This window comes from Pseudomonas sp. 910_21, assembly GCF_052850735.1.
On the sequence record NZ_VXCY01000005.1, the window covers coordinates 569,577 to 587,841 of the forward strand.

The 18,265-nt window shown below is 65.0% G+C and carries 20 protein-coding genes; 14 read left to right on the top strand and 6 right to left on the bottom strand.

Annotated elements, in window-relative coordinates; all coding sequences use genetic code 11:
- The first annotated feature begins 61 nt into the window (after positions 1–61).
- The 9 genes from FW796_RS19350 (at position 62) to codA (ending at position 8,176) form a co-directional block, all read left to right on the top strand.
- A complete protein-coding gene (locus FW796_RS19350; protein WP_346635174.1) occupies positions 62–1,078 on the top strand; it encodes an ABC transporter permease in 1,017 nt (338 codons plus the stop codon).
- Position 1,079: 1 nt separating this feature from the next.
- Positions 1,080–1,979 carry a D,D-dipeptide ABC transporter permease gene (gene ddpC, locus FW796_RS19355; protein ID WP_446439813.1) on the top strand — a complete coding sequence of 300 codons (900 nt, stop codon included), beginning with the start codon at positions 1,080–1,082 and terminating at the stop codon, positions 1,977–1,979.
- On the top strand, positions 1,976–2,971 hold the full coding sequence (locus FW796_RS19360) for an ABC transporter ATP-binding protein (protein ID WP_346635176.1): 996 nt from the start codon (positions 1,976–1,978) through the stop codon (positions 2,969–2,971). The genes ddpC and FW796_RS19360 overlap by 4 nt, the downstream gene beginning before the upstream one ends.
- A complete protein-coding gene (locus FW796_RS19365) occupies positions 2,968–3,939 on the top strand; it encodes an oligopeptide/dipeptide ABC transporter ATP-binding protein (protein ID WP_346635177.1) in 972 nt (323 codons plus the stop codon). Before FW796_RS19360 ends, FW796_RS19365 begins: the two co-directional genes overlap by 4 nt.
- A 101-nt stretch (positions 3,940–4,040) precedes the next feature.
- Entirely contained in the window at positions 4,041–4,664 is a 624-nt protein-coding gene (locus FW796_RS19370) for an NUDIX hydrolase (RefSeq protein ID WP_346635178.1), read from the top strand.
- An 84-nt stretch (positions 4,665–4,748) separates the two neighbouring features.
- Positions 4,749–5,123, top strand: a complete 375-nt coding sequence (locus FW796_RS19375) for a hypothetical protein (protein ID WP_123727841.1) — start codon at positions 4,749–4,751, stop codon at positions 5,121–5,123.
- Positions 5,120–5,317 (top strand): helix-turn-helix transcriptional regulator, encoded by a 198-nt coding sequence (locus FW796_RS19380; RefSeq protein WP_346635179.1) that lies wholly within the window; start codon positions 5,120–5,122, stop codon positions 5,315–5,317. The genes FW796_RS19375 and FW796_RS19380 overlap by 4 nt, the downstream gene beginning before the upstream one ends.
- Positions 5,318–5,476: 159 nt before the next feature.
- The gene (gene codB, locus FW796_RS19385) at positions 5,477–6,748 is read left to right on the top strand and encodes a cytosine permease (RefSeq protein WP_346635180.1); all 1,272 of its coding nucleotides are present in this window, start codon (positions 5,477–5,479) and stop codon (positions 6,746–6,748) included.
- A 171-nt stretch (positions 6,749–6,919) separates the two neighbouring features.
- Positions 6,920–8,176, top strand: a complete 1,257-nt coding sequence (gene codA / locus FW796_RS19390) for a cytosine deaminase (protein WP_404937340.1) — start codon at positions 6,920–6,922, stop codon at positions 8,174–8,176.
- A 13-nt stretch (positions 8,177–8,189) separates the two neighbouring features.
- On the opposite strand, the gene FW796_RS19395 is transcribed toward codA, so the two are convergent.
- From FW796_RS19395 to FW796_RS19405, 3 genes are all read right to left on the bottom strand, one after another.
- On the bottom strand, positions 8,190–8,849 hold the full coding sequence (locus tag FW796_RS19395; RefSeq protein WP_404937341.1) for a hypothetical protein: 660 nt from the start codon (positions 8,847–8,849) through the stop codon (positions 8,190–8,192).
- Between the two features lie 109 nt (positions 8,850–8,958).
- The gene (locus FW796_RS19400; RefSeq protein WP_446439814.1) at positions 8,959–9,954 is read right to left on the bottom strand and encodes a diaminopimelate epimerase; all 996 of its coding nucleotides are present in this window, start codon (positions 9,952–9,954) and stop codon (positions 8,959–8,961) included.
- A gap of 120 nt (positions 9,955–10,074) precedes the next feature.
- Positions 10,075–11,073, bottom strand: coding sequence for a cyclase family protein (locus FW796_RS19405; protein WP_346635184.1), 999 nt, complete (start codon positions 11,071–11,073; stop codon positions 10,075–10,077).
- A 98-nt stretch (positions 11,074–11,171) separates the two neighbouring features.
- Between FW796_RS19405 and FW796_RS19410 the strand changes: the two genes are divergently transcribed.
- A complete protein-coding gene (locus FW796_RS19410) occupies positions 11,172–12,062 on the top strand; it encodes a LysR family transcriptional regulator (protein WP_446439815.1) in 891 nt (296 codons plus the stop codon).
- A gap of 3 nt (positions 12,063–12,065) precedes the next feature.
- Here FW796_RS19410 and FW796_RS19415 read toward each other — a convergent pair whose 3' ends face one another.
- Positions 12,066–12,536: an Lrp/AsnC family transcriptional regulator gene (locus FW796_RS19415; RefSeq protein ID WP_346635186.1), complete on the bottom strand. Its 471-nt coding sequence runs from the start codon at positions 12,534–12,536 to the stop codon at positions 12,066–12,068.
- 242 nt (positions 12,537–12,778) lie between these two features.
- Here FW796_RS19415 and FW796_RS19420 point away from each other — a divergent pair, with 242 nt between their 5' ends.
- The 4 genes from FW796_RS19420 (at position 12,779) to FW796_RS19435 (ending at position 16,775) form a co-directional block, all read left to right on the top strand.
- Entirely contained in the window at positions 12,779–13,930 is a 1,152-nt protein-coding gene (locus FW796_RS19420; RefSeq protein WP_446439816.1) for an MFS transporter, read from the top strand.
- A 354-nt stretch (positions 13,931–14,284) separates the two neighbouring features.
- The gene (locus FW796_RS19425; protein WP_346635188.1) at positions 14,285–15,661 is read left to right on the top strand and encodes a hypothetical protein; all 1,377 of its coding nucleotides are present in this window, start codon (positions 14,285–14,287) and stop codon (positions 15,659–15,661) included.
- 177 nt (positions 15,662–15,838) lie between these two features.
- On the top strand, positions 15,839–16,279 hold the full coding sequence (locus FW796_RS19430) for a hypothetical protein (RefSeq protein ID WP_346635189.1): 441 nt from the start codon (positions 15,839–15,841) through the stop codon (positions 16,277–16,279).
- 49 nt (positions 16,280–16,328) lie between these two features.
- Positions 16,329–16,775, top strand: coding sequence for a GNAT family acetyltransferase (locus FW796_RS19435; protein ID WP_346635190.1), 447 nt, complete (start codon positions 16,329–16,331; stop codon positions 16,773–16,775).
- A 10-nt stretch (positions 16,776–16,785) separates the two neighbouring features.
- Here the strand turns inward: FW796_RS19435 and FW796_RS19440 are convergent, their stop codons facing one another.
- A complete protein-coding gene (locus FW796_RS19440) occupies positions 16,786–17,202 on the bottom strand; it encodes a hypothetical protein (protein WP_123727826.1) in 417 nt (138 codons plus the stop codon).
- A gap of 234 nt (positions 17,203–17,436) precedes the next feature.
- Positions 17,437–18,252, bottom strand: coding sequence for an AraC family transcriptional regulator (locus FW796_RS19445; RefSeq protein ID WP_446439817.1), 816 nt, complete (start codon positions 18,250–18,252; stop codon positions 17,437–17,439).
- Positions 18,253–18,265 lie beyond the last annotated feature (13 nt).

Here is an 18,265-nt window from a genome sequence, read left to right on the forward strand (position 1 = left end):
TGTCCCCGCTGCGGGGCTGCTGTCGCCCCTGCCGTTCGTCAAGCGTTAACGAGGTTGCCTCATGGCCTTCCTGAATATGTTGCGCAAACGCCTGCTCGGCCTGTTGCTGGTCGTGGTTGGGGTTTCGCTGATTACCTTCACCATCTCGCACCTGATTCCCGGCGACCCGGCGCGGCTGATCGCCGGCGACCGGGCCAGCGATGCGATCGTGCAGAACATCCGCCACCAACTGGGCCTGGACCTGCCGCTGTACCAGCAATATGGCCGCTACATGCTCGACCTGCTGCACGGCGACCTGGGCACTTCGATCCGCACCAGCCGCCCGGTGCTGGAGGACCTGCAAGCGTTCTTCCCGGCCACCCTGGAACTGGCCCTGGCGGCGCTGCTGCTGTCGGTGCTGGTGGGCGTGCCGCTGGGGGTGCTGTCGGCGGTCTATCACAACCGTTTTATTGACCAGATCGCCCGCACCCTGGCGGTCACCGGGATCTCCACCCCGGCGTTCTGGCTGGGCTTGGGACTGATCCTGCTGTTCTACGGCCACCTCGGCTGGCTGCCCGGCAGCGGCCGTCTGGACGAAGGCCTGGAGCCGCCGCCGACGATCAGCGGTTTCTACCTGATCGACTCGTTGCTGGCCGGGGATATCCCGCTGTTTCTCAATGCCCTGCAGCACCTGATCCTGCCGGCCGTGACCCTGGGCTTCGTCAACCTCGGGGTGGTGGCGCGGCAGATCCGCTCGGCGATGCTCGACCAGTTGGGCGAGGACTACATCCGCACCGCCCGGGCCTATGGCCTGTCGCGCTGGGCGGTGATCCTGCGCCACGCCCTGCCCAACGCGCTGATCCCCTCGGTGACGGTGCTCGGCCTGACCCTGGGCGACTTGCTGTACGGCGCGGTGCTGACCGAGACCGTGTTCGCCTGGCCGGGCATGGGCGCCTATGTGGTGAAGTCGATCCAGGCCCTGGATTTCCCGGCGGTGATGGGCTTCGCGATCCTGGTGTCATTCATTTATGTGCTGCTGAACATGGCGATCGACCTGTTGTACCGGGTGATCGACCCGCGCATTGGCGAGGTAAATTGAGATGTCCGCTCCCTTGAACATTCCCCTGCCGCAGCCCGTGGTCCAGGCCAACGGCTGGCGCGCGCGTCTGGCCTACCTGGGCTACCGCGTGCGGCAAAGCCCGCTGACCATCGCCGGGCTATGCATGACCCTGCTGGTGCTGCTGTGCATGGCCTTCGCCCCCTGGCTGTCGAGCCATGATCCCAATGCCCTGAACCTGGCCGAACGCCTGGCCGCCCCCAGCGCCAGCCATTGGTTCGGCACCGACGAAGTCGGCCGCGACCTGTTCAGCCGGGTGCTCCACGGCAGCCGCCAGTCGGTGGGCGTGGGCCTGTTCGTGGCCTTCGCCTCGTGCCTGGCCGGGGGCCTGTTGGGCTGCCTGTCGGGGATCATCGGCGGGCGCTTCGACAGCCTGATCATGCGCCTGATGGACATCATGCTCTCGGTGCCGTCGCTGGTGCTGATCATGGCCCTGGCCGCCGCCCTGGGCCCGAGCCTGTTCAACGCCATGCTGGCGATCACCCTGGTGCGCATTCCGTTCTACGTGCGCCTGGCCCGAGGCCAGGCCCTGAGCATCCGCCAGATGGGCTACGTCAAGGCCGCCCAGACCTACGGCGCCGGGCGCTGGCACATCGTCAGCTGGCACGTGGGGCGCAACGCCATGCCGCCATTACTGGTGCAACTGAGCCTGGACATCGGCAGCGCCATCCTCATGGCCTCGGCCCTGGGCTTCATTGGCCTGGGCGCGCAGCAGCCCACCGCCGAATGGGGGGCGATGGTGGCCACCGGGCGCAACTTCATCCTCGACAACTGGTGGTACTCGACCTTTCCCGGGCTGGCGATCCTGTTCACCGCCACCGGGTTCAACCTGCTGGGTGACGGCATCCGTGACCTGCTCGATCCACGGCAACAGGGGAAATGACCATGAGCTCATCCGCCGTTCTCAACATCGATAACCTGAGCCTGGAATTCCCCGCCTACCGCAGCAACGTACAGGCGCTCAACGGCGTGTCGCTGCACGTCAACCCGGGGGAGATCGTCGGCGTGGTCGGCGAGTCCGGCTCGGGCAAGTCGGTGACCGCCATGCTCAGCCTGCGCCTGCTGCCCGAACGCAGCTACCGCATCACCTCCGGCAGCCTCAGCCTGCTGGGCCGCGACATGCTCGCCACCCCGGAAAAACAGCTGCTGCAGATCCGCGGCCGCGACGCGGCGATGATCTTCCAGGAACCGATGACCGCCCTCAACCCGACCCGGCGCATCGGCCGGCAGATGCTCGACGTGATCATCCATCACCAGCGCCTGAGCCAGGAGCAGGCCCGGGCCAAGGCCATCGCCCTGCTGCGAGACATGCACATCGCCGACCCCGAGCAGGTGCTCCAGGCCTACCCCTTCGAGCTGTCCGGGGGCATGCGCCAGCGGGTGATGATCGCCCTGGCGTTTTCCTGCGATCCGCAGTTGCTGATTGCCGACGAGCCGACCACCGCCCTGGACGTCACGGTGCAGCGCCAGGTGCTGCTGTTGCTGCGCGAGAAGGCCCGGCAACGGGGCACCGCGATCCTCCTGATCACCCACGACATGGCGGTGGTCTCGCAGTTCTGCGACCGGGTCTATGTGATGTACACCGGCGCCGTGGTCGAGCAAGGCAGCACCGCCCAGGTCATGCTCGACCCGCAGCATCCCTACACCCGCGGCCTGCTCAGCGGCCTGCCGGAACAGGTGCCCCCCGGCGCACCGCTGCTGACCATTCCCGGGCAAGTGCCCAACCTCGCCCACCTGCCCGGCGGCTGCACCTTCCGCGAACGCTGCAGCCAGGCCATGGCGATCTGCGCCGAGCGTCCGCCGCTGCATTCGATCAACGCCTGCGAGCAGCGCAAGAGCGCCTGCTGGCTGGCTGCCCCGGAGTCCGCCCAATGACCGCCACCCACTCCCAAACCGGTAGCGCGCCGCTGCTGCGCCTCAACGATGTGCAAGTGCGCTTTCCCCTGAGCAATGACTGGCTGGGGCGGCCCCGGGCCTTTGCCCATGCCCTCAACGGCATCGACCTGGAACTGCGCCCCGGGGAAACCCTGGGCATCGTCGGCGAATCCGGCTGCGGCAAAAGCACCCTGGCGCAACTGCTCATGGGCCTGGTCAAGCCCAGCAGCGGCGACCTGCGCTGGGCCTACGCCAGCGACCGCGAGCGCCACAGCCACGTGCAGATCGTGTTCCAGGACCCGCAATCGTCCCTCGACCCACGCCTGCCGATCTGGAAGATCATCACCGAGCCGCTGTTCGCCCTGGGCAACACCCCGGCCGGGCAGATGCGCGAGATCGCCGCCAAGGTGGCGCAGCAGGTGGGTATTCGCGGCGAATACCTGGAGCGCTACCCGCACCAGTTTTCCGGTGGCCAGCGCCAGCGCATCGCCATTGCCCGGGCCCTGGCGTCGAACCCAGACATCATCGTCCTCGACGAACCGACCTCGGCCCTGGACATCTCGGTGCAGGCGCAGATCCTCAACCTGCTGGCAGACCTGCAACGCAGCCGCGGCCTGACCTTTGTGCTGATCTCCCACAACGTTTCGGTGGTGCGGCACATGGCCGACCGGGTGGCAGTGATGTACCTGGGGCAGATCGTCGAACTGGGCAGCGCCGAACAGGTGCTGGAGCGGCCGCGCCATCCCTACACCCAACTGCTGCTGGATGCGGTGCCACGCCTGGGCGCGCCCCTGGCGGACAGCCAGGTCTCGGCCCCCACCGAACTGCCGGGCAACCGCAAGCTGCCCGCCGGCTGCTTCTTCTTCGACCGCTGCAGCCGGCGCGGCCCGGGCTGCGAGCTGCCACAACAACTGCTGGGCGATGCCGACCAGCAGGTGCGTTGCCACCGGCAGGATCTCGCGGGGTAATCCAACAGCACCACGCCGCCTGGCGCGGCGTGGTGCTTGCTCCCTGCTCGCCAAGGGCTTAAAACAAGCGCCTTCTCTTTGACGTTGCAGGAACCTCTCTTATGGAAAGCAGCTGGCTGACCCACGCCAAACGCTTGCAAGCCATCGCCTCGACCGGCCTGCACTTTTGCCAGGACGTGCACGACCGCGAGCGCTACCAGGAAATCGCCGACATCGCCCACGGCATGCTGGCGCAATTGGGCAACGTGCCCCTGGAGCGCATCACCGATCTGGTCTCGGACTTCGCCCAACGCTATTCGACACCAATGGTGGAAGTGCGCGGCGCGCTGATCGAGGACGGTAAGATCCTCCTGGTGCGCGAGCAGCACGACGGCCTCTGGGCCCTGCCCGGGGGCTACGCCGATGTGGGCCTGTCGGCGGCGCAGAACATCATCAAGGAAATCCACGAAGAAGCCGGGCTGCAGGTTTCGGTGCGCCAGCTGTACGGCCTGCGGCACAAGGCCAAGGGCCCCTACAAGCCGGATCACCGGGACTTCTACAAGCTCTACTTCCTCTGCGAACGGCACGATGGCGAAAGCCCGGTGGCGGGCAGCGAAACCAGCGACGCAGCGTTCTTCGCCCCGGACCAATTGCCGCCGCTGTCCCAGGGCCGCACCGTGGAACGGGATATCCAGGAAGCCTTCGATTTCCATCAGGGACGGCGCAGCGTGACCCTGTTCGACTGAGCAGAGCACCAGATGTAAAGCACCCTTGACACAGAAAAGACTCGCGCCTAATGTAAAGGACACTTTACTTCAGGAGATCGCCCCATGGGCAGTAAACGTTATTTCGTCGAATTCGGCCTGGCCTTGCTGGCCTACATCGCCTGCGTGCTGCTGAGCAGCCACTGGCTGGCGGACCTGAACCCGGGCCCGGGCAAGATCGCCCTGGCCCTGGTGCCGGTGATCCCCATGGTGGCCATGGCCCTGGCGGTGGTGCGCCAGTTGCGGCGCATGGACGAACTGGCCCGGCGCATCCAGCTCGAAGCCCTGGGCCTGTCCTTTGTCTGCACCGCGCTGATCACCTTCAGCTACGGCTTCCTGGAAACCGCCGGCCTGCCCCGGCTCTCGATGTTCTACGTATGGCCCGTGATGGGCCTGGTCTGGGCCCTGGCCACGGTGGCCGGCGTGCGGCGCTACCGATGAACAACCAACTGCGCGAACTGCGTACCCGGCAAGGCTGGTCCCAGGCCGAACTGGCCACCCGGCTCGAGGTATCACGGCAGACGGTGAATGCCATCGAGACCGGCCGCTACGACCCCAGCCTGCCCCTGGCGTTCAAGATTGCCCGGGCCTTCCAGCTGCCCATCGAAAGCATTTTCAGCCCCGACCAGGACTGAAACCGGCCACGCGGCAGTGCACCACTTTCGCCCCGGTGCCGCCTGCATCCGGTGCAGACCCACGGGCATCGGCTATAACTGCTGGGGCGCCCGCCCCGGCGGTACCGGTTTGGCACGGCGCCTGCAACGGCGAGGCACCACTGCGACCAGGGACAGGCCATGACCCAGCACGAACCCGGCAACGACTACCCCTTGAGCGAAGTTCCGCAGCACGCCCGCAAGGGCCTGGCCTCCATGGCCATGGTGCTGCTGGGCTTCACCTTCTTCACCGCCACCATGTTCGCCGGCGGCAAGCTGGGGGTGGCTTTCGACTTCCCGACCCTGCTGGCAGTGATCCTCGTCGGCAATCTGCTGCTGGGGATCTACGCCGCAAGCCTGGGCTACATCGCCTTCAAGAGCGGGCTGAACACCGTGCTGATGGGGCGCTTCTGCTTCGGTGAACGGGGCAGCAAGCTCAGCGATTTGATCCTCGGCCTGACCCAGGTCGGCTGGTACGCCTGGGGCACCGCCACAGCCGCGGTGGTGCTGGGCAAGTATTTCCAGCTGGATTCGGGCGCGGTGCTGGGGCTGATGCTGCTGTTCGGCATGGCGTTCTGCGCCACCGCCTATATCGGCTATCGCGGCCTGGAGATCCTGTCGTGGATCGCGGTGCCGGCCATGGGCCTGTTGCTGGTGCTGTCGATGGCGGTGGCAACCACTCAGGTCGGCGGTCTCGACGGCCTGCTGGCCCTCACCCCCAGCGCCACCATGGACCTGTCCACGGCCCTGACCCTGGTGTTCGGCACCTTTGTCAGCGGCGCGACCCAAGCTACCAACTGGACCCGTTTCTCCCGCTCGGCGCGGGTGGCGGTGAGCGCCAGCCTGATCGGTTTCTTCATCGGCAACGGCCTGATGGTGCTGATCGGTGCCTACGGCGCCATCGTCTACCAGCAGCCGGACGTGGTGGAGGTCTTGCTGCTGCAAGGCTTCGCCATGGCGGCCATGGCCATGCTGCTGTTGAACATCTGGAGCACCCAGGACAACACCATCTACAACTTCGCCGTGGCTGGCTGCAACTTGCTGCGCACCCGTCGACGCAAGACCGTGACCCTGGTGGGCGCGCTGATCGGCACCTTGCTGGCGATGCTCGGCATGTACGATTTGCTGGTGCCCTACCTGGTGCTGCTGGGCACGGTGATTCCGCCGATTGGCGGGGTGATCATGGCCGACTTTTTCTATCGCTGGCGCGGCCGCTACCCGCGCCTGGCCGACAGCCAGTTGCCCGCCTGGAACTGGTCCGGGCTGTGCGCCTATGGCCTGGGCACCCTGGCGGCCTTCTGCTCGCCCTGGGTCGCGCCCCTGGTGGGCATCGCGGCTGCCGGCCTGAGCTACATCCTGTTGAGCGCGATGCTGGGCGCGCGCGTCCCCCAGGCCGTCGACATCCAGGCCTGATTTGCTCACCCGGCACCTTCCGGGTCTATCATGGCCCGGTCACGCAACACCCTGCCCCCTGCCCCACGGCGCGTTAACGCCTGGTCGGGAGCAGTCCAACGACCGTGGGACAAGGACCTGCCCTGATCCGACGGCTGAACCACTGATTGCCCGACCCGAGGAACTGCTCCAATGCTGATCACCAACGCCCGCCTGCGCCACCGTGAAGGCCTGCACCAACTGCACCTGGAAAACGGCCGCATCGCCCGCATTGTCCTGCAAAGCGCCGACACCTCTGACGCCGTCCCGGCCTTCGGCCCCGAACACCTGGATGCCGGCGGCAACCTGGTGGTGCCGCCCTTCGTCGAGCCGCACATTCACCTGGACGCCACCCTCACCGCCGGCGAGCCACGCTGGAACATGAGCGGCACCCTGTTCGAAGGCATCGAGTGCTGGGGCGAGCGCAAGGCCACCATCACCGCCGAAGACACCCGCACCCGCGCCCACAAGACTATCCGCGCCCTGGCGGCCCACGGCATCCAGCACGTGCGCACCCACGTCGACGTCACCGACCCGGACCTCACTGCCCTCAAGGCCATGCTCGAAGTGCGCGAGCAAAGCGCGCACCTGATCGACCTGCAGATCGTCGCCTTCCCTCAAGAGGGCATCGAATCGTTTCGCAACGGCCGCGAGCTGATGGAAGAAGCCATCCGCCTGGGCGCCGATGTGGTGGGCGGTATTCCACACTTCGAATACACCCGGGACCAGGGCGTGAGCTCGGTGAAATTCCTCATGGACCTGGCCGAACGCACGGGTTGCCTGGTGGACGTGCACTGCGACGAAACCGACGACCCGCACTCGCGCTTTCTCGAAGTGCTGGCCGAGGAAGCCCGCAGCCGCGACATGGGTTCACGGGTCAGCGCCAGCCACACCACCGCCATGGGCTCCTACGACAACGCCTACTGCGCCAAGCTGTTCCGCCTGCTGGGGCACTCGGGCATCAGCTTTGTCTCCTGCCCCACCGAAAGCATTCACCTGCAGGGGCGCTTTGACAGCTTCCCGAAACGCCGTGGCGTGACGCGGGTGAATGAGTTGCTGGAAGCGGGAATGAACGTGTGCTTTGGCCAGGACTCGATTGTCGACCCCTGGTACCCCTTGGGTAACGGCAACATCCTGCGAGTGCTGGAAGCCGGCCTGCACATCTGCCACATGCTCGGTTACCGCAATCTGCAGAACGCTCTGGACCTGGTCACCGACAACAGCGCCAAGGCCCTGGCCCTGGGCGAGGGTTACGGCCTTGAAGAAGGTCGACCGGCGAACCTGCTGATCCTCTCAGCCGACAGCGACTACGAAATGATCCGCAGCCAGGGCCTGCCGCTGTATTCGATCCGCCACGGCAAGGTGCTGATGCAGCGGCAGATGGCTCAGGTGCAACTGGCCGGCGACTGACCCGTGGCGATGCTTACTTGACCCGAAACGGCTGGGCCGCCATGAACGCCACCGGCAACAGCGGCAGGGCGAGGATCGTCAATACGCCGTCTGCGGTGAGGGTCACCGGCGTCAGCAGCACCTGGCCAACCTTGCTCTTCTCCCGGTACGCCGAGAAGTTCAGGGTGTAGGTGCTGTTCAACGCGTTGGCCTGATAGACGCTGATATCCCGCTTGGACTCAAAGCGGCTGCCGCGAATGGCATAACGGTGCAACAAGGCGTTCTGCGACGTCGCCACGACGAAGCCCAAAGCCTTGGCTTCATCGATCTGCTGGGCGTCAAGCTGGTCCAGCCCGGGAATCCTCAGGACCAGCTCACCCTCCAGGTTCTGCCACGCATTGACGAGGATCTGCGAAAACTCGGCCTGCATTCTTCCATGCAGGCCCGACTTGATGGCCTGTAGCAACTCCGGATCGACCATCACGAAGTAGTGGTACTTCTTGCCCAGGATGACAAAGCTCTTCGCGTCCGCCGTGAGATAGAACTGGCTGACGGTTTCCGTATAGACCTCATTGCTGGCTCGGCTTTCGTACAGCTTGCTGGTCAGACAACCACCAAGACTGCCAGCGACCGCAGCCCCCAGGGCCATAACCGTGCCTTTGAGCAAAGCTCGGCGGGGCGTTCCTTTTTGCATGTCGAGTCCTTTACGTAAATGTGGGCTGTGTCGAGAGACGAGCCGCGACTGCCGCCACGCTATAGAAACTCCAGCCGTTTTGCACTCTGCCACCGCAACTCCGACGTCCTCACTCAGCCAGTGCCAGCGCCGTGCCGAACAGGCTCACCCGGGTTAACACCCCGTCGGTCTCTTGCAACATCAACGGCGCGGTGCCGCCCGGCATCAGTACTTCGACCCGCCCGGCCTGGACCCAGCCAACCCGCCAGGCCGCGCAAGCCACGGCGCTGGCACTGGTGCCGGACGACGCGGTGGGACCTTCGCCGCGCTCGAAGACCCGGGCCGCGATGCGCCCTTCGCCTGCGCGCATGGCCCATTGCAGGTTGACCCCGGCCGAGCATGGCTCGCCGCTGCCGAAGGGCCGGGCGAACGCGGTACGGGTCAGGCCCTCCAACAACGGCGGTTCGAGCATCTGCCGATTGCTCGGCAAAGCGTCGGCGTGATCAACCAGGCTCACACAGTGGGGATTGCCGATACGCACGAACTGGCTGTGCTGCCACTGTGGATTCAGCGCCTGCAAGGGCGCGACCCGGCTCAGTTGGCAGCCATTGAAGGTCACGCTTTCGACCCCAATGGCAGCCACCGCCTCAGGCCCGAAGCTCGGCTGCCCGAGATCCAGCCAGAACCCCTGCACCCCCGCCACCCGCGCCGGCTCCACCGCGGTGATCACCGGCGACTCGCCACCGGGCTGGTCATGATGCACCCGCAATAGCGTCTCCCCCTCCGCCGCCAACAGCCCCTGTTCGGTGAGGGCCTGGGAAAAAATCGTCAGGCCATTGCCGCTGCGCTCCGCCAGGGTACCGTCGGTATTGATGATCAGCAGATCGAAAGGCGCGCTGGCCTGAAACGGCCCCACCAACAAACCGTCACTGCGATGAGCCTTGGCCCCTGGCGGCCGGGTACCCGGCGCCCAGTCACACAGCGCGGCAATGGCCTGCACGGCCCACCGGCGCCGGTCCAGGGCCGCCTGCGCCGCCGTGTCGGGCAAGGCAATGCCCAGGCTGCGCAGCGCCTCGGGCGACACCACGCCATAGATATTGCCCCGGGCATCGTAGAACGCCGCCATCACCCTGCCTCCAGAAAAAAACGAGCTGCTGACATTACGGACAATCCAGCGGCTCGACCAGAGGGGACTAAGCAACCTGGGTGGACATCGCGCGCTGCTGAAGAAAAACCATCCGCCAGGCTAGCGAATGGGCAAGGCCATAGGCCGGATCGGCGCCGCGTCGGCACCCCGCAGTTTGAGTGAGGCACCGATAAAGGCGAACTGATAGACCTTGTCCCGGGACAAGCCTTCCAGATTCACCAGCTCCAGGATCGGCGCGCCCTGCATCGCCAGCAGGTAAGTGTGCAACGGCAGGTAATTGCCCTCGACCTCGGAAGGGAAGGTTTCAAAGCTGAGGTTGTCCGCCCCCACCACCATGGCCCCGCCCTCTTCCACCAGGAACTTCGCCGCATCCAGGCTCAGCCCCGGCGGGTTGGCCATGTAGCGCTGGGCATTGTCGTAGTCGCGCATGCGCCCGGTACGGATCAGCACCACATCGCCCTTCTCCAGGGCGACCTGCTGTTTGGCCAGGGCCTGTTGCAGGTCGGCGCGGGTGACCCGGTAGCTGTCCGCCAGCTGTTCCAGGCCCTTGGCCGCGGCGACGTCGATCAGCACCCCGCGAGCAATGATCGGCGGCAGTTTTTCCGCGCCGGTGACGTTCCAGCCGCGGTCCCCCAGGTGCTGGTCGGCACGGTAGCCGTTCCAGATCTTACCGTTGAGGCCGAAGTGGTTGAGGGCGTCGATATGGGTGCCCATATGGGCGTACATCGACACCGCCGAACCGCTGTAGCTGACGTGCTGGTTCATCGGTTCGCCGACCTGCATCGGATCGGCGACCACATTGCCGTGGGGCGTATGGGTCATCCACATCTGATAGGGCGGATCTCCAGCGGCCTGCCAACTAGGCATGCCGACAAAGTAATCCACTGCTAGGTCGTAGGCCTGCTCGCCGCTGACCCGGGCCATGATCGCCGCCCGGGACTCGGGGGTGATCAGGTTCAAGCGACCGATCTCATCCTTGGCCCCCCAGGGGCTGATACCCACCTCGGCTCGGGCCGCAGTGGCGGCATTGCAGCCACCGCTGAAAAGGGCCAGGGCTAGCACCCCGGGAAGGATCTTCGACATTGCGCGATGGGCCATGACAACACTCCTGTGAAATGAAGTGCTCATGGTATTGAGAGATCAATCAGAGATAATCAGCCGAATCGTGGATAGATATTCAACCCTGAGGAAACAATATGGACGTACTGATGGCCATGCGCACCTTTCGCCGGGTGGTGGAGCGGGCCAGCTTCAGCCAGGCCGCCGCCGACCTCGGACAATCCACTGCCGCCGTCAGCAAGCAGGTGCGGCAACTGGAAGAGCGCCTGGGCAGTCTGCTGATCCTGCGCACCACCCGACGCATGAGCCTCTCGGAAGCCGGACAGAGCTACTTCAATGAGTGCTGTCATCTGCTGGATGAGCTGGACACCCTGGAGCGCGCCACCCAGGCTGGCAGCCGCGAACCCGGAGGCCGCCTTCGGATCAATGCGCCCCTATCCTTTGGGCTCAAGGTGCTGTCGCCGATCCTGGTGGCCTTTATGCAGCGCTACCCGCAATTGCAGGTGGACCTGACCCTCAACGATCAGGTGCTGGACGTGGTGGGCGAAGGCTTCGACGTGTCCCTGCGAATTCGCCGGCAACTGGAGGACTCGACCTTGATCGCTCGTCACCTGGGTCAGGTTGAGCAGGTGATCTGCGCCGCGCCGACCTATCTCCAGGCCCAGGGCACGCCCAGCGCCATTGCCGACCTGCATCGCCACCGTTGCCTGGCCTACCGGTTGGCGGAGCATCCCGGACGCTGGCAGCTGGAGGGCCCGGAAGGCCAGACGCGACTGGAACTGCCGGTGCACTTTGCCGTGGACAACAGCCTGCTGCTGAGCGAGATGCTGGTGGCCGGCCTAGGCATCGGCGCCCTGCCCGGCTTTGTCGCCCAACCGCTCCTGGACAGCGGCCAACTGCTGCGAGTGTTACCGGAACATCGCCTGCCCAGCCGCCAGATCTACGCGCTCTACCCCAGCCAGCGCCACCTATCCCAGAAAGTCCGGGTGTTCGTCGACTTCCTGGTGGAGGCGTTGCAGACCCCTTGAACCTCAACCGTCGGTGGGCACCTGGAGCCCGACCTTGACCCGGTTCATCGCCACCAGGGTCTTGAAGCGCTTGACGTTGTCATTGCCAAAGAACAGTTCGCGGGTCAGCTGGGTGTACTGGGCCATGTTGCGCACGCAGAAAATCAGCACGAAATCGCATTCGCCGGCCACGTAGTAGCACTGCTGGACCTGGGGACAGGCCTGGAAATTGCGCTTGAGGGCATCGATCTGGTCGATGCGCTCACTCTCCACTTCCACCTCGACGATGATGCTCAGCTCATGCCCCAGGGCATCCGGGGCGACGATGGCACTGTAGCGCTCGATCACCCCCTCATCGCAGAGGCGCTTGAGCCGCCGGTTGACCGCCGCCGTGGACAGGTTGACCCGCAGGCCCAGTTCGCTCTGCGCGGTACTGGCATCGCGTTGCAGCTCGGCGAGCAGCTTCAGGTCGTAGGCATCGAGACTGGCATTCATGGGGGGGCGAAACTCCGGGGATGGATGGCGCGCGCTGCAACGTTTTTGTGCAAAGCCGGCGAGTATGCGAAACAAACCGCCGACCTGTGCAAATTTATTTCACCCGCAACTCACTGCGCAAACGCCGCGCTGGCGATTACTGCAACCTTCGAGGGCTAGATTTGTCACAATCCCCACCCGGCCGCCATCACGCCATGGGGGCATCAGGTGGCCGGCAGCGAGTTTGATCGCCAAGGATTTTTATGACTGCCAGCAACACCCACTTCCAGGCCACCCTCGGCCGCCTCGAACAGATGTCCACGCGCATCGCCTTTTTCATCGCCGGTTTCGGCATCGCCGCCTGGGCGCCGCTGGTGCCCTACGCCAAGGCCCGGGCCGGGCTCGACGAAGGCACCCTGGGCCTGCTGCTGTTGTGCCTGGGCGTGGGCTCGATCCTGGCGATGCCGATCGCCGGAGCCCTGGCCGGGCGCTTCGGCTGTCGCCGGGTCATGGCCGGCGGCACCCTGCTGATCTGCCTGGCCTTGCCGCTGCTGGCGACCCTGACCTCGATCCCGCTGTTGATGGCGGCGCTGTTCATGTTCGGTGCCGGGCTCGGTGGTGTCGATTCCACGGTCAACCTGCAAGCGGTGATCGTCGAGCGCGCCAGCGGCAAGACCATGATGTCGGGCTTCCACGGGCTGTTCAGTCTCGGCGGGATTGTCGGCGCCGCAGGGGTTAGCGCCCTGCTGGGCCTGGGCCTGTCGCCACTGGGCGCGACCCTGGTGGTGATCGCCCTGATGCTGGTGGCCCTGCTCAAGGCCGCGCCGCACATGCTGCCCTACGGCAGCCAGAGTTCGGGCCCGGCCTTTGCCGTGCCCCATGGCGTGGTGTTGTTCATTGGTTGCCTGTGTTTCGTGGTGTTCCTCGCCGAAGGCGCGGTGCTGGACTGGAGCGCGGTATTTCTCACCGCCGAACGCGACCTGGATGCCGCCTACGCCGGCCTGGGATACGCCGCTTTCGCCCTGACCATGACCCTGGGCCGCCTGACCGGGGATGCCATCGTCCACCGTCTGGGCGCACGGCGGGTGATCGTCATCGGCGGCAGCACGGCGGCGGCCGGCCTGCTGCTGGCCACCCTGGCCCCGGCCTGGGAAGCGGCACTGGTGGGGTACGCCCTGGTGGGCGCGGGTTGCTCGAACATCGTGCCGGTGCTGTACACCGCCGTGGGCAAGCAGAACGTCATGCCCGAGAGCATTGCCGTCCCGGCCATCACCACCTTGGGCTATGCCGGCATCCTGGCCGGCCCGGCGGTGATCGGCTTCATTGCCCATGGCAGCAGCCTGAGCCTGGCCTTCGGCCTGATCGCGGTCCTGCTGCTGGCGGTGGCCGCCAGCGGCAAGGTGCTCAAGGTCTGAGCCACTCAAGCAACCCAGCGGCCACGCCCTGCGTTGCACCCGGGATTCGCCGCCGGTTGCTGTAGGCGCTGGCTTGCCGGCGAAGAGGCCGCCGGCCATGCCCCATCGTCCAGAACCTGCGCCGCTCTCGGGATTCGCCGGCAAGCCGGCTCCTACACCGGCGCCACCGTCGGTAGTGGGTAAAAATACCCCCAGTCGAAGTAGGTTATTCAGCTACTGTTCTGGAGTGCATGGACGTTCGCAATCGGCACCTAGCTCCCCCCTACCTATCGCTGCCAATGCCAGGAGTAGCGCGCCCAAGTAGTCCTGTGCAGTCAAGCTTGATCGTAATGACTCATGGCCAAGGAGAGTCCTATGTCATCCAGATCCTTGTTGCTTTCCATCGTGATGGTCCTACCCACCGCCTACAGCATCAACGTTCACGCGCTGTCCGGTGACGACGGCTATGACCAGGCCGCCATCAAGCAATTCAACACCTCCGCCAGGGCGCCCTGCATCCCCGGCGCGCCCTGCTTCGCTATCAACAATCAATACCCCGCCAGCCCGCCGGCCCATGTCCCGAACTTTCCCTGGAGCGGCACTAACTACAAGACCGATCCACAGAAGTACATGGCCGAGGTCCTGAGTTATGTGATCGAAGGCAATACCGGGGTCGACTGGGAAGTGCAGAAGAACAGCGTGCGTCGCTGGTACCACGCGCCCTGGATGCACGCCAAGCGCGAACCCGTACATGGCCTGACCATGGAAAGAGGCAGCCGCCTGCATGAACTGGGACCAAACCAGACCCGGCGCACCAGTAACTGGGCGGTGGGTTTCTATAACGATTTCGGCGGCAGCACCTTCGGCAAGGTGTGGAAAGGCTCGGTGCGCCCGACCACTACCAACGCCTCATTCCCGGTAGGCACGGTCACTGCCAAGCTGCTGTTCACCGATGCCACCGATAGCGAAGCGCCCTACCTCAAAGGCCACAACCTGGAATGGCAAGCGGACATCACCAACAACGGTCAGTTGAAAAAGCTACGCCTGCTGCAGATGGATATTGCGGTCAAGGAACAGGCCGATGCCACCCACAGCGGCTGGGTATTCGGCACCTTCGTATTCAACGGAGCCCGGGGCTCCGCCAACTACTGGGAAAACCTGATTCCCGTGGGCCTGGAGTGGGGCAACTCACCGGGATTCACTTACGCTGACTACCGGACAGGCAAGCGCCCGGAGGAAAGCTGGATCAACCCCGAGGCCAAGGCGTTGTTCGCCAACCGTGCACCAGACGACCAGATGGGCTACCTGGGACGCATGAACGGCCCCGTCGACAGTCCGCTTTCCGGTTGCATGAGCTGCCACAGCCGGGCCATGGATACCCGGGGCAAAGCCGGACCGGATTTCAATCCCAAAACCAAGGACAATTGCCTGGAAGTGGTCAAGCTCGCCGACAACAGCAACGAAACCTACAAGCGTTTGCCCGGCTGTGTGGTCAATGAAGCAGCGGTGGCGCCGTTCTACCGCAATCTCAAGTCCAACGAGCCCTTCACTCCCGGCTTCAATTCCCTGGACTACTCGCTGCAAATGGCCCTGGGCGTGGCCAGCTGGAACACCTGGACCCAGCAGAACTACCCGACGGTGTTCAAGGCCAACAGCATGACCTTCAAGCTCAAGAGTTTCAGCCTCGACGCGCCGGCGTCGATGACCATCCCTCTGCTACCTGCCGAACAGGCCTACCATCGCGGCGATTGATCGCTCTGGCTGCCCATGGCGCTTTCTCCTGCAAGCGCCATGGGCAGCGTCTCAGACCGTGGATGGCTTAAGCAGGTCAGGTGACTGCCAAGTCTCCGCTAAACGCCTGCCGCGGGTATTTATCTGCTCACCCGAGTCTGGAATCATGCCCACTCGTCTCGACAGGAGTGAGCCCCGATGAACCATGTCTTACGCCTGGGCCTTGCCCTGGGCACGCTGCTGGCGAGCGCCTGGCTGCAGGCCGCAGACCCGGCCGAACCCCATGTCTACTACAGCCTGGTGCCCGGCCAGTTCATGCTGATCGGCAAGGAGCCGGATGGCGGCCCGACCTACTCGGGCACGGCGGTGATCCGCTTTGAAAACCAGGCCCTGACCCTGGTCAGGACCATCGACGGCAAGACCACCACCGCCATCGGCAAGGTGGAGCGGGCCACCATGGCCGAGGCCGATGTGCTGCGCTTCAGCTGGCCAGGGCACGACGCCACCTGCCTGGTGCGCGGCGATCTGGACAACTACTCGCGCTTGAGCTGCTACTGGACCCGGGACGGTGTGGATCACAAGGAACCGGGGCTGGAGGCCTACTTTCCCACCGAAACCTGGCCCGGCCACCAGGACTGAAACCCGGCCACCGCCCCCCCTATGCCCCCCTTTTTAGCGAGCCCACGCCTTGATCCAACTCGTCGAATACAGCAACGCCCACCATCGCCAACCCGTGATCGATCTGTGGAACCGCGCCTTCGGTTATGACACCGCCCACAACACCCCTGACCTGGCCATCGATCGCAAGCTCGCGGTGGATGACGGGCTGTTCTTCGTCGCCCTGGACGAAGAACAGGTCATCGGCACCCTGATGGCCGGCTACGACGGCCACCGCGGCTGGCTCTACTCTCTGGCGGTAGACCCGCACCAGCGCCGGCTCGGCACCGGCCGGGCGCTGGTGCACCATGGCGAACAGGCCCTGCAGGCCCGCGGTTGCCTGAAGATCAACCTGCAGATCCTCAGCAGCAACGTCGCGGTGCAGGGTTTCTACCAGGCCCTGGGGTATCAGGTTGAACCACGGATCAGCATGGGCAAGGTGATCACCGCGAACATCCCCGAACACCTGCGTCATTGAAGCCAAAGCCCTACCAGTTGTGCTGGTTGACCCGGGCTGTGACCAGCAATTGCTGGGCCATAGCGGCGGCGGCCTGCTGCGAGGCACTGTGCAGCAGCGGGTAACCCCAGAACTTTTCATAGGTATCGGCAAACGCCTCGACCCCGGCCTGGGCCTCAGGCTCCGGGGCGATGACGATCATTGCCTTGATCCAGCGGCGGATCGCCGCCTTGTTGCGCTTCATCCACAACGAACCCTGCTTGAGCCGTTCCTTGCTCTGCACACTGTTGCGCTGCGCGGGGTCAGGCATGGCATCGCTCATCAGGACAAAAGCCTGACCGCGCTGCATTAGTGCCTCCAATTGCTGGAAAGGAGTGTTTCCAGGCTGCTCGACGCCCTCGGCGCGACGCATCCAGACCAGGGGGAAATGCTGATGATCGAAGTACATGGGAACACCTCAAGAGAGCTGACAAACAAGAATGCTTATCATCTTCCTGAAAAGAACTGTCCGCATCAGTCGAGATTGACAAGTTATTGACCAATCCAGCCAAGCGATTACAGCGTCAGGTGTCACCGCTGCCGCAGGCTGCGCACGAGCGCGCAACGGCCGCGGCAATCTTGAGAGCGCGGGTGCTCGACATCTCCCCAGGGCCTTTGCGCTGCCTCGCAGGCTTGGCAGCAGCTACAGGGGTTGGTCGTTCTCCAGGGCTTGGCGGCGTTCGGCAAAGAAACGCCCGGGCGGCTGGCCGACGGCTTTCTTGAACATGCGGATAAAGGCGCTGGCACTGTCATAGCCCAGGGCCAGCGCCACACGTTCCACCGCGTCGCCCTGGCCCAATTGCTTGAGCCCCAGGAGGATGTGCAACTGGCGCTGCCAGCGACCGAAGCTCAGGCCCGTCTCGGCCACGATCAGGCGGCTCAGGCTGCGTTCGCTGAGGCCGATCAGCGCCGCCCAATGCTCCAGGCTGTGGCGCTGCCCGGGCTGTTCGAGAATCTGCTGGGCCAGGCGCCGCAGCTGTTCATGCCGGGGCATGGGCAGGTGGATCTGCTCCCGCGGCGCAGCAGCCAGCTCGTCCAGGGCTACGGCCATCAACCGCCCTTCGGCGCCCTGCTGGTCATACAGAACGGGCAATTGCGCACAACGCCGCAGCAGCTCCTGCAACAGCGGCGACACTGCCAGGGTGCAGCAGGCCAGCGGCAGAGATCGGGCATGCTCGGGTTCGACGAACAGGCAGTAGCCCTGAGCGTTCTCCAGCCCCTGGACCCGGTGTTCGATGGCGCTGGGAATCCACACCGCGCACTGCGGCGGCGCCAGCCACAGGCCCTCGGCGCTCTCGCAACTGAGTACCCCGGACAGGGGGAACAGCAACTGCGCCTTGCGGTGGCTGTGCCACGGCCGTTCCCAGCGCTTGTCCTGGCTTGAAATGCGCAGAGCACAGACCGGCCGCGCGATCGCATCCGGGTCATGCTCCTGCTCCTGGCCTTTGAACACCGACATCCTCGTCTCCCTC

What these genes read in the sequence shown, in the direction of transcription:
- FW796_RS19350 (WP_346635174.1), top strand. Translation starts at nt 62, where the DNA reads ATGGCCTTCCTGAATATGTTGCGCAAACGCCTGCTCGGCCTGTTGCTG.
- ddpC (WP_446439813.1), top strand. Translation starts at nt 1,080, where the DNA reads ATGTCCGCTCCCTTGAACATTCCCCTGCCGCAGCCCGTGGTCCAGGCC.
- FW796_RS19360 (WP_346635176.1), top strand. Translation starts at nt 1,976, where the DNA reads ATGACCATGAGCTCATCCGCCGTTCTCAACATCGATAACCTGAGCCTG.
- FW796_RS19365 (WP_346635177.1), top strand. Translation starts at nt 2,968, where the DNA reads ATGACCGCCACCCACTCCCAAACCGGTAGCGCGCCGCTGCTGCGCCTC.
- FW796_RS19370 (WP_346635178.1), top strand. Translation starts at nt 4,041, where the DNA reads ATGGAAAGCAGCTGGCTGACCCACGCCAAACGCTTGCAAGCCATCGCC.
- FW796_RS19375 (WP_123727841.1), top strand. Translation starts at nt 4,749, where the DNA reads ATGGGCAGTAAACGTTATTTCGTCGAATTCGGCCTGGCCTTGCTGGCC.
- FW796_RS19380 (WP_346635179.1), top strand. Translation starts at nt 5,120, where the DNA reads ATGAACAACCAACTGCGCGAACTGCGTACCCGGCAAGGCTGGTCCCAG.
- codB (WP_346635180.1), top strand. Translation starts at nt 5,477, where the DNA reads ATGACCCAGCACGAACCCGGCAACGACTACCCCTTGAGCGAAGTTCCG.
- codA (WP_404937340.1), top strand. Translation starts at nt 6,920, where the DNA reads ATGCTGATCACCAACGCCCGCCTGCGCCACCGTGAAGGCCTGCACCAA.
- FW796_RS19395 (WP_404937341.1), bottom strand. Translation starts at nt 8,849, where the DNA reads ATGCAAAAAGGAACGCCCCGCCGAGCTTTGCTCAAAGGCACGGTTATG.
- FW796_RS19400 (WP_446439814.1), bottom strand. Translation starts at nt 9,954, where the DNA reads ATGGCGGCGTTCTACGATGCCCGGGGCAATATCTATGGCGTGGTGTCG.
- FW796_RS19405 (WP_346635184.1), bottom strand. Translation starts at nt 11,073, where the DNA reads ATGGCCCATCGCGCAATGTCGAAGATCCTTCCCGGGGTGCTAGCCCTG.
- FW796_RS19410 (WP_446439815.1), top strand. Translation starts at nt 11,172, where the DNA reads ATGGACGTACTGATGGCCATGCGCACCTTTCGCCGGGTGGTGGAGCGG.
- FW796_RS19415 (WP_346635186.1), bottom strand. Translation starts at nt 12,536, where the DNA reads ATGAATGCCAGTCTCGATGCCTACGACCTGAAGCTGCTCGCCGAGCTG.
- FW796_RS19420 (WP_446439816.1), top strand. Translation starts at nt 12,779, where the DNA reads ATGACTGCCAGCAACACCCACTTCCAGGCCACCCTCGGCCGCCTCGAA.
- FW796_RS19425 (WP_346635188.1), top strand. Translation starts at nt 14,285, where the DNA reads ATGTCATCCAGATCCTTGTTGCTTTCCATCGTGATGGTCCTACCCACC.
- FW796_RS19430 (WP_346635189.1), top strand. Translation starts at nt 15,839, where the DNA reads ATGAACCATGTCTTACGCCTGGGCCTTGCCCTGGGCACGCTGCTGGCG.
- FW796_RS19440 (WP_123727826.1), bottom strand. Translation starts at nt 17,202, where the DNA reads ATGTACTTCGATCATCAGCATTTCCCCCTGGTCTGGATGCGTCGCGCC.
- FW796_RS19445 (WP_446439817.1), bottom strand. Translation starts at nt 18,252, where the DNA reads ATGTCGGTGTTCAAAGGCCAGGAGCAGGAGCATGACCCGGATGCGATC.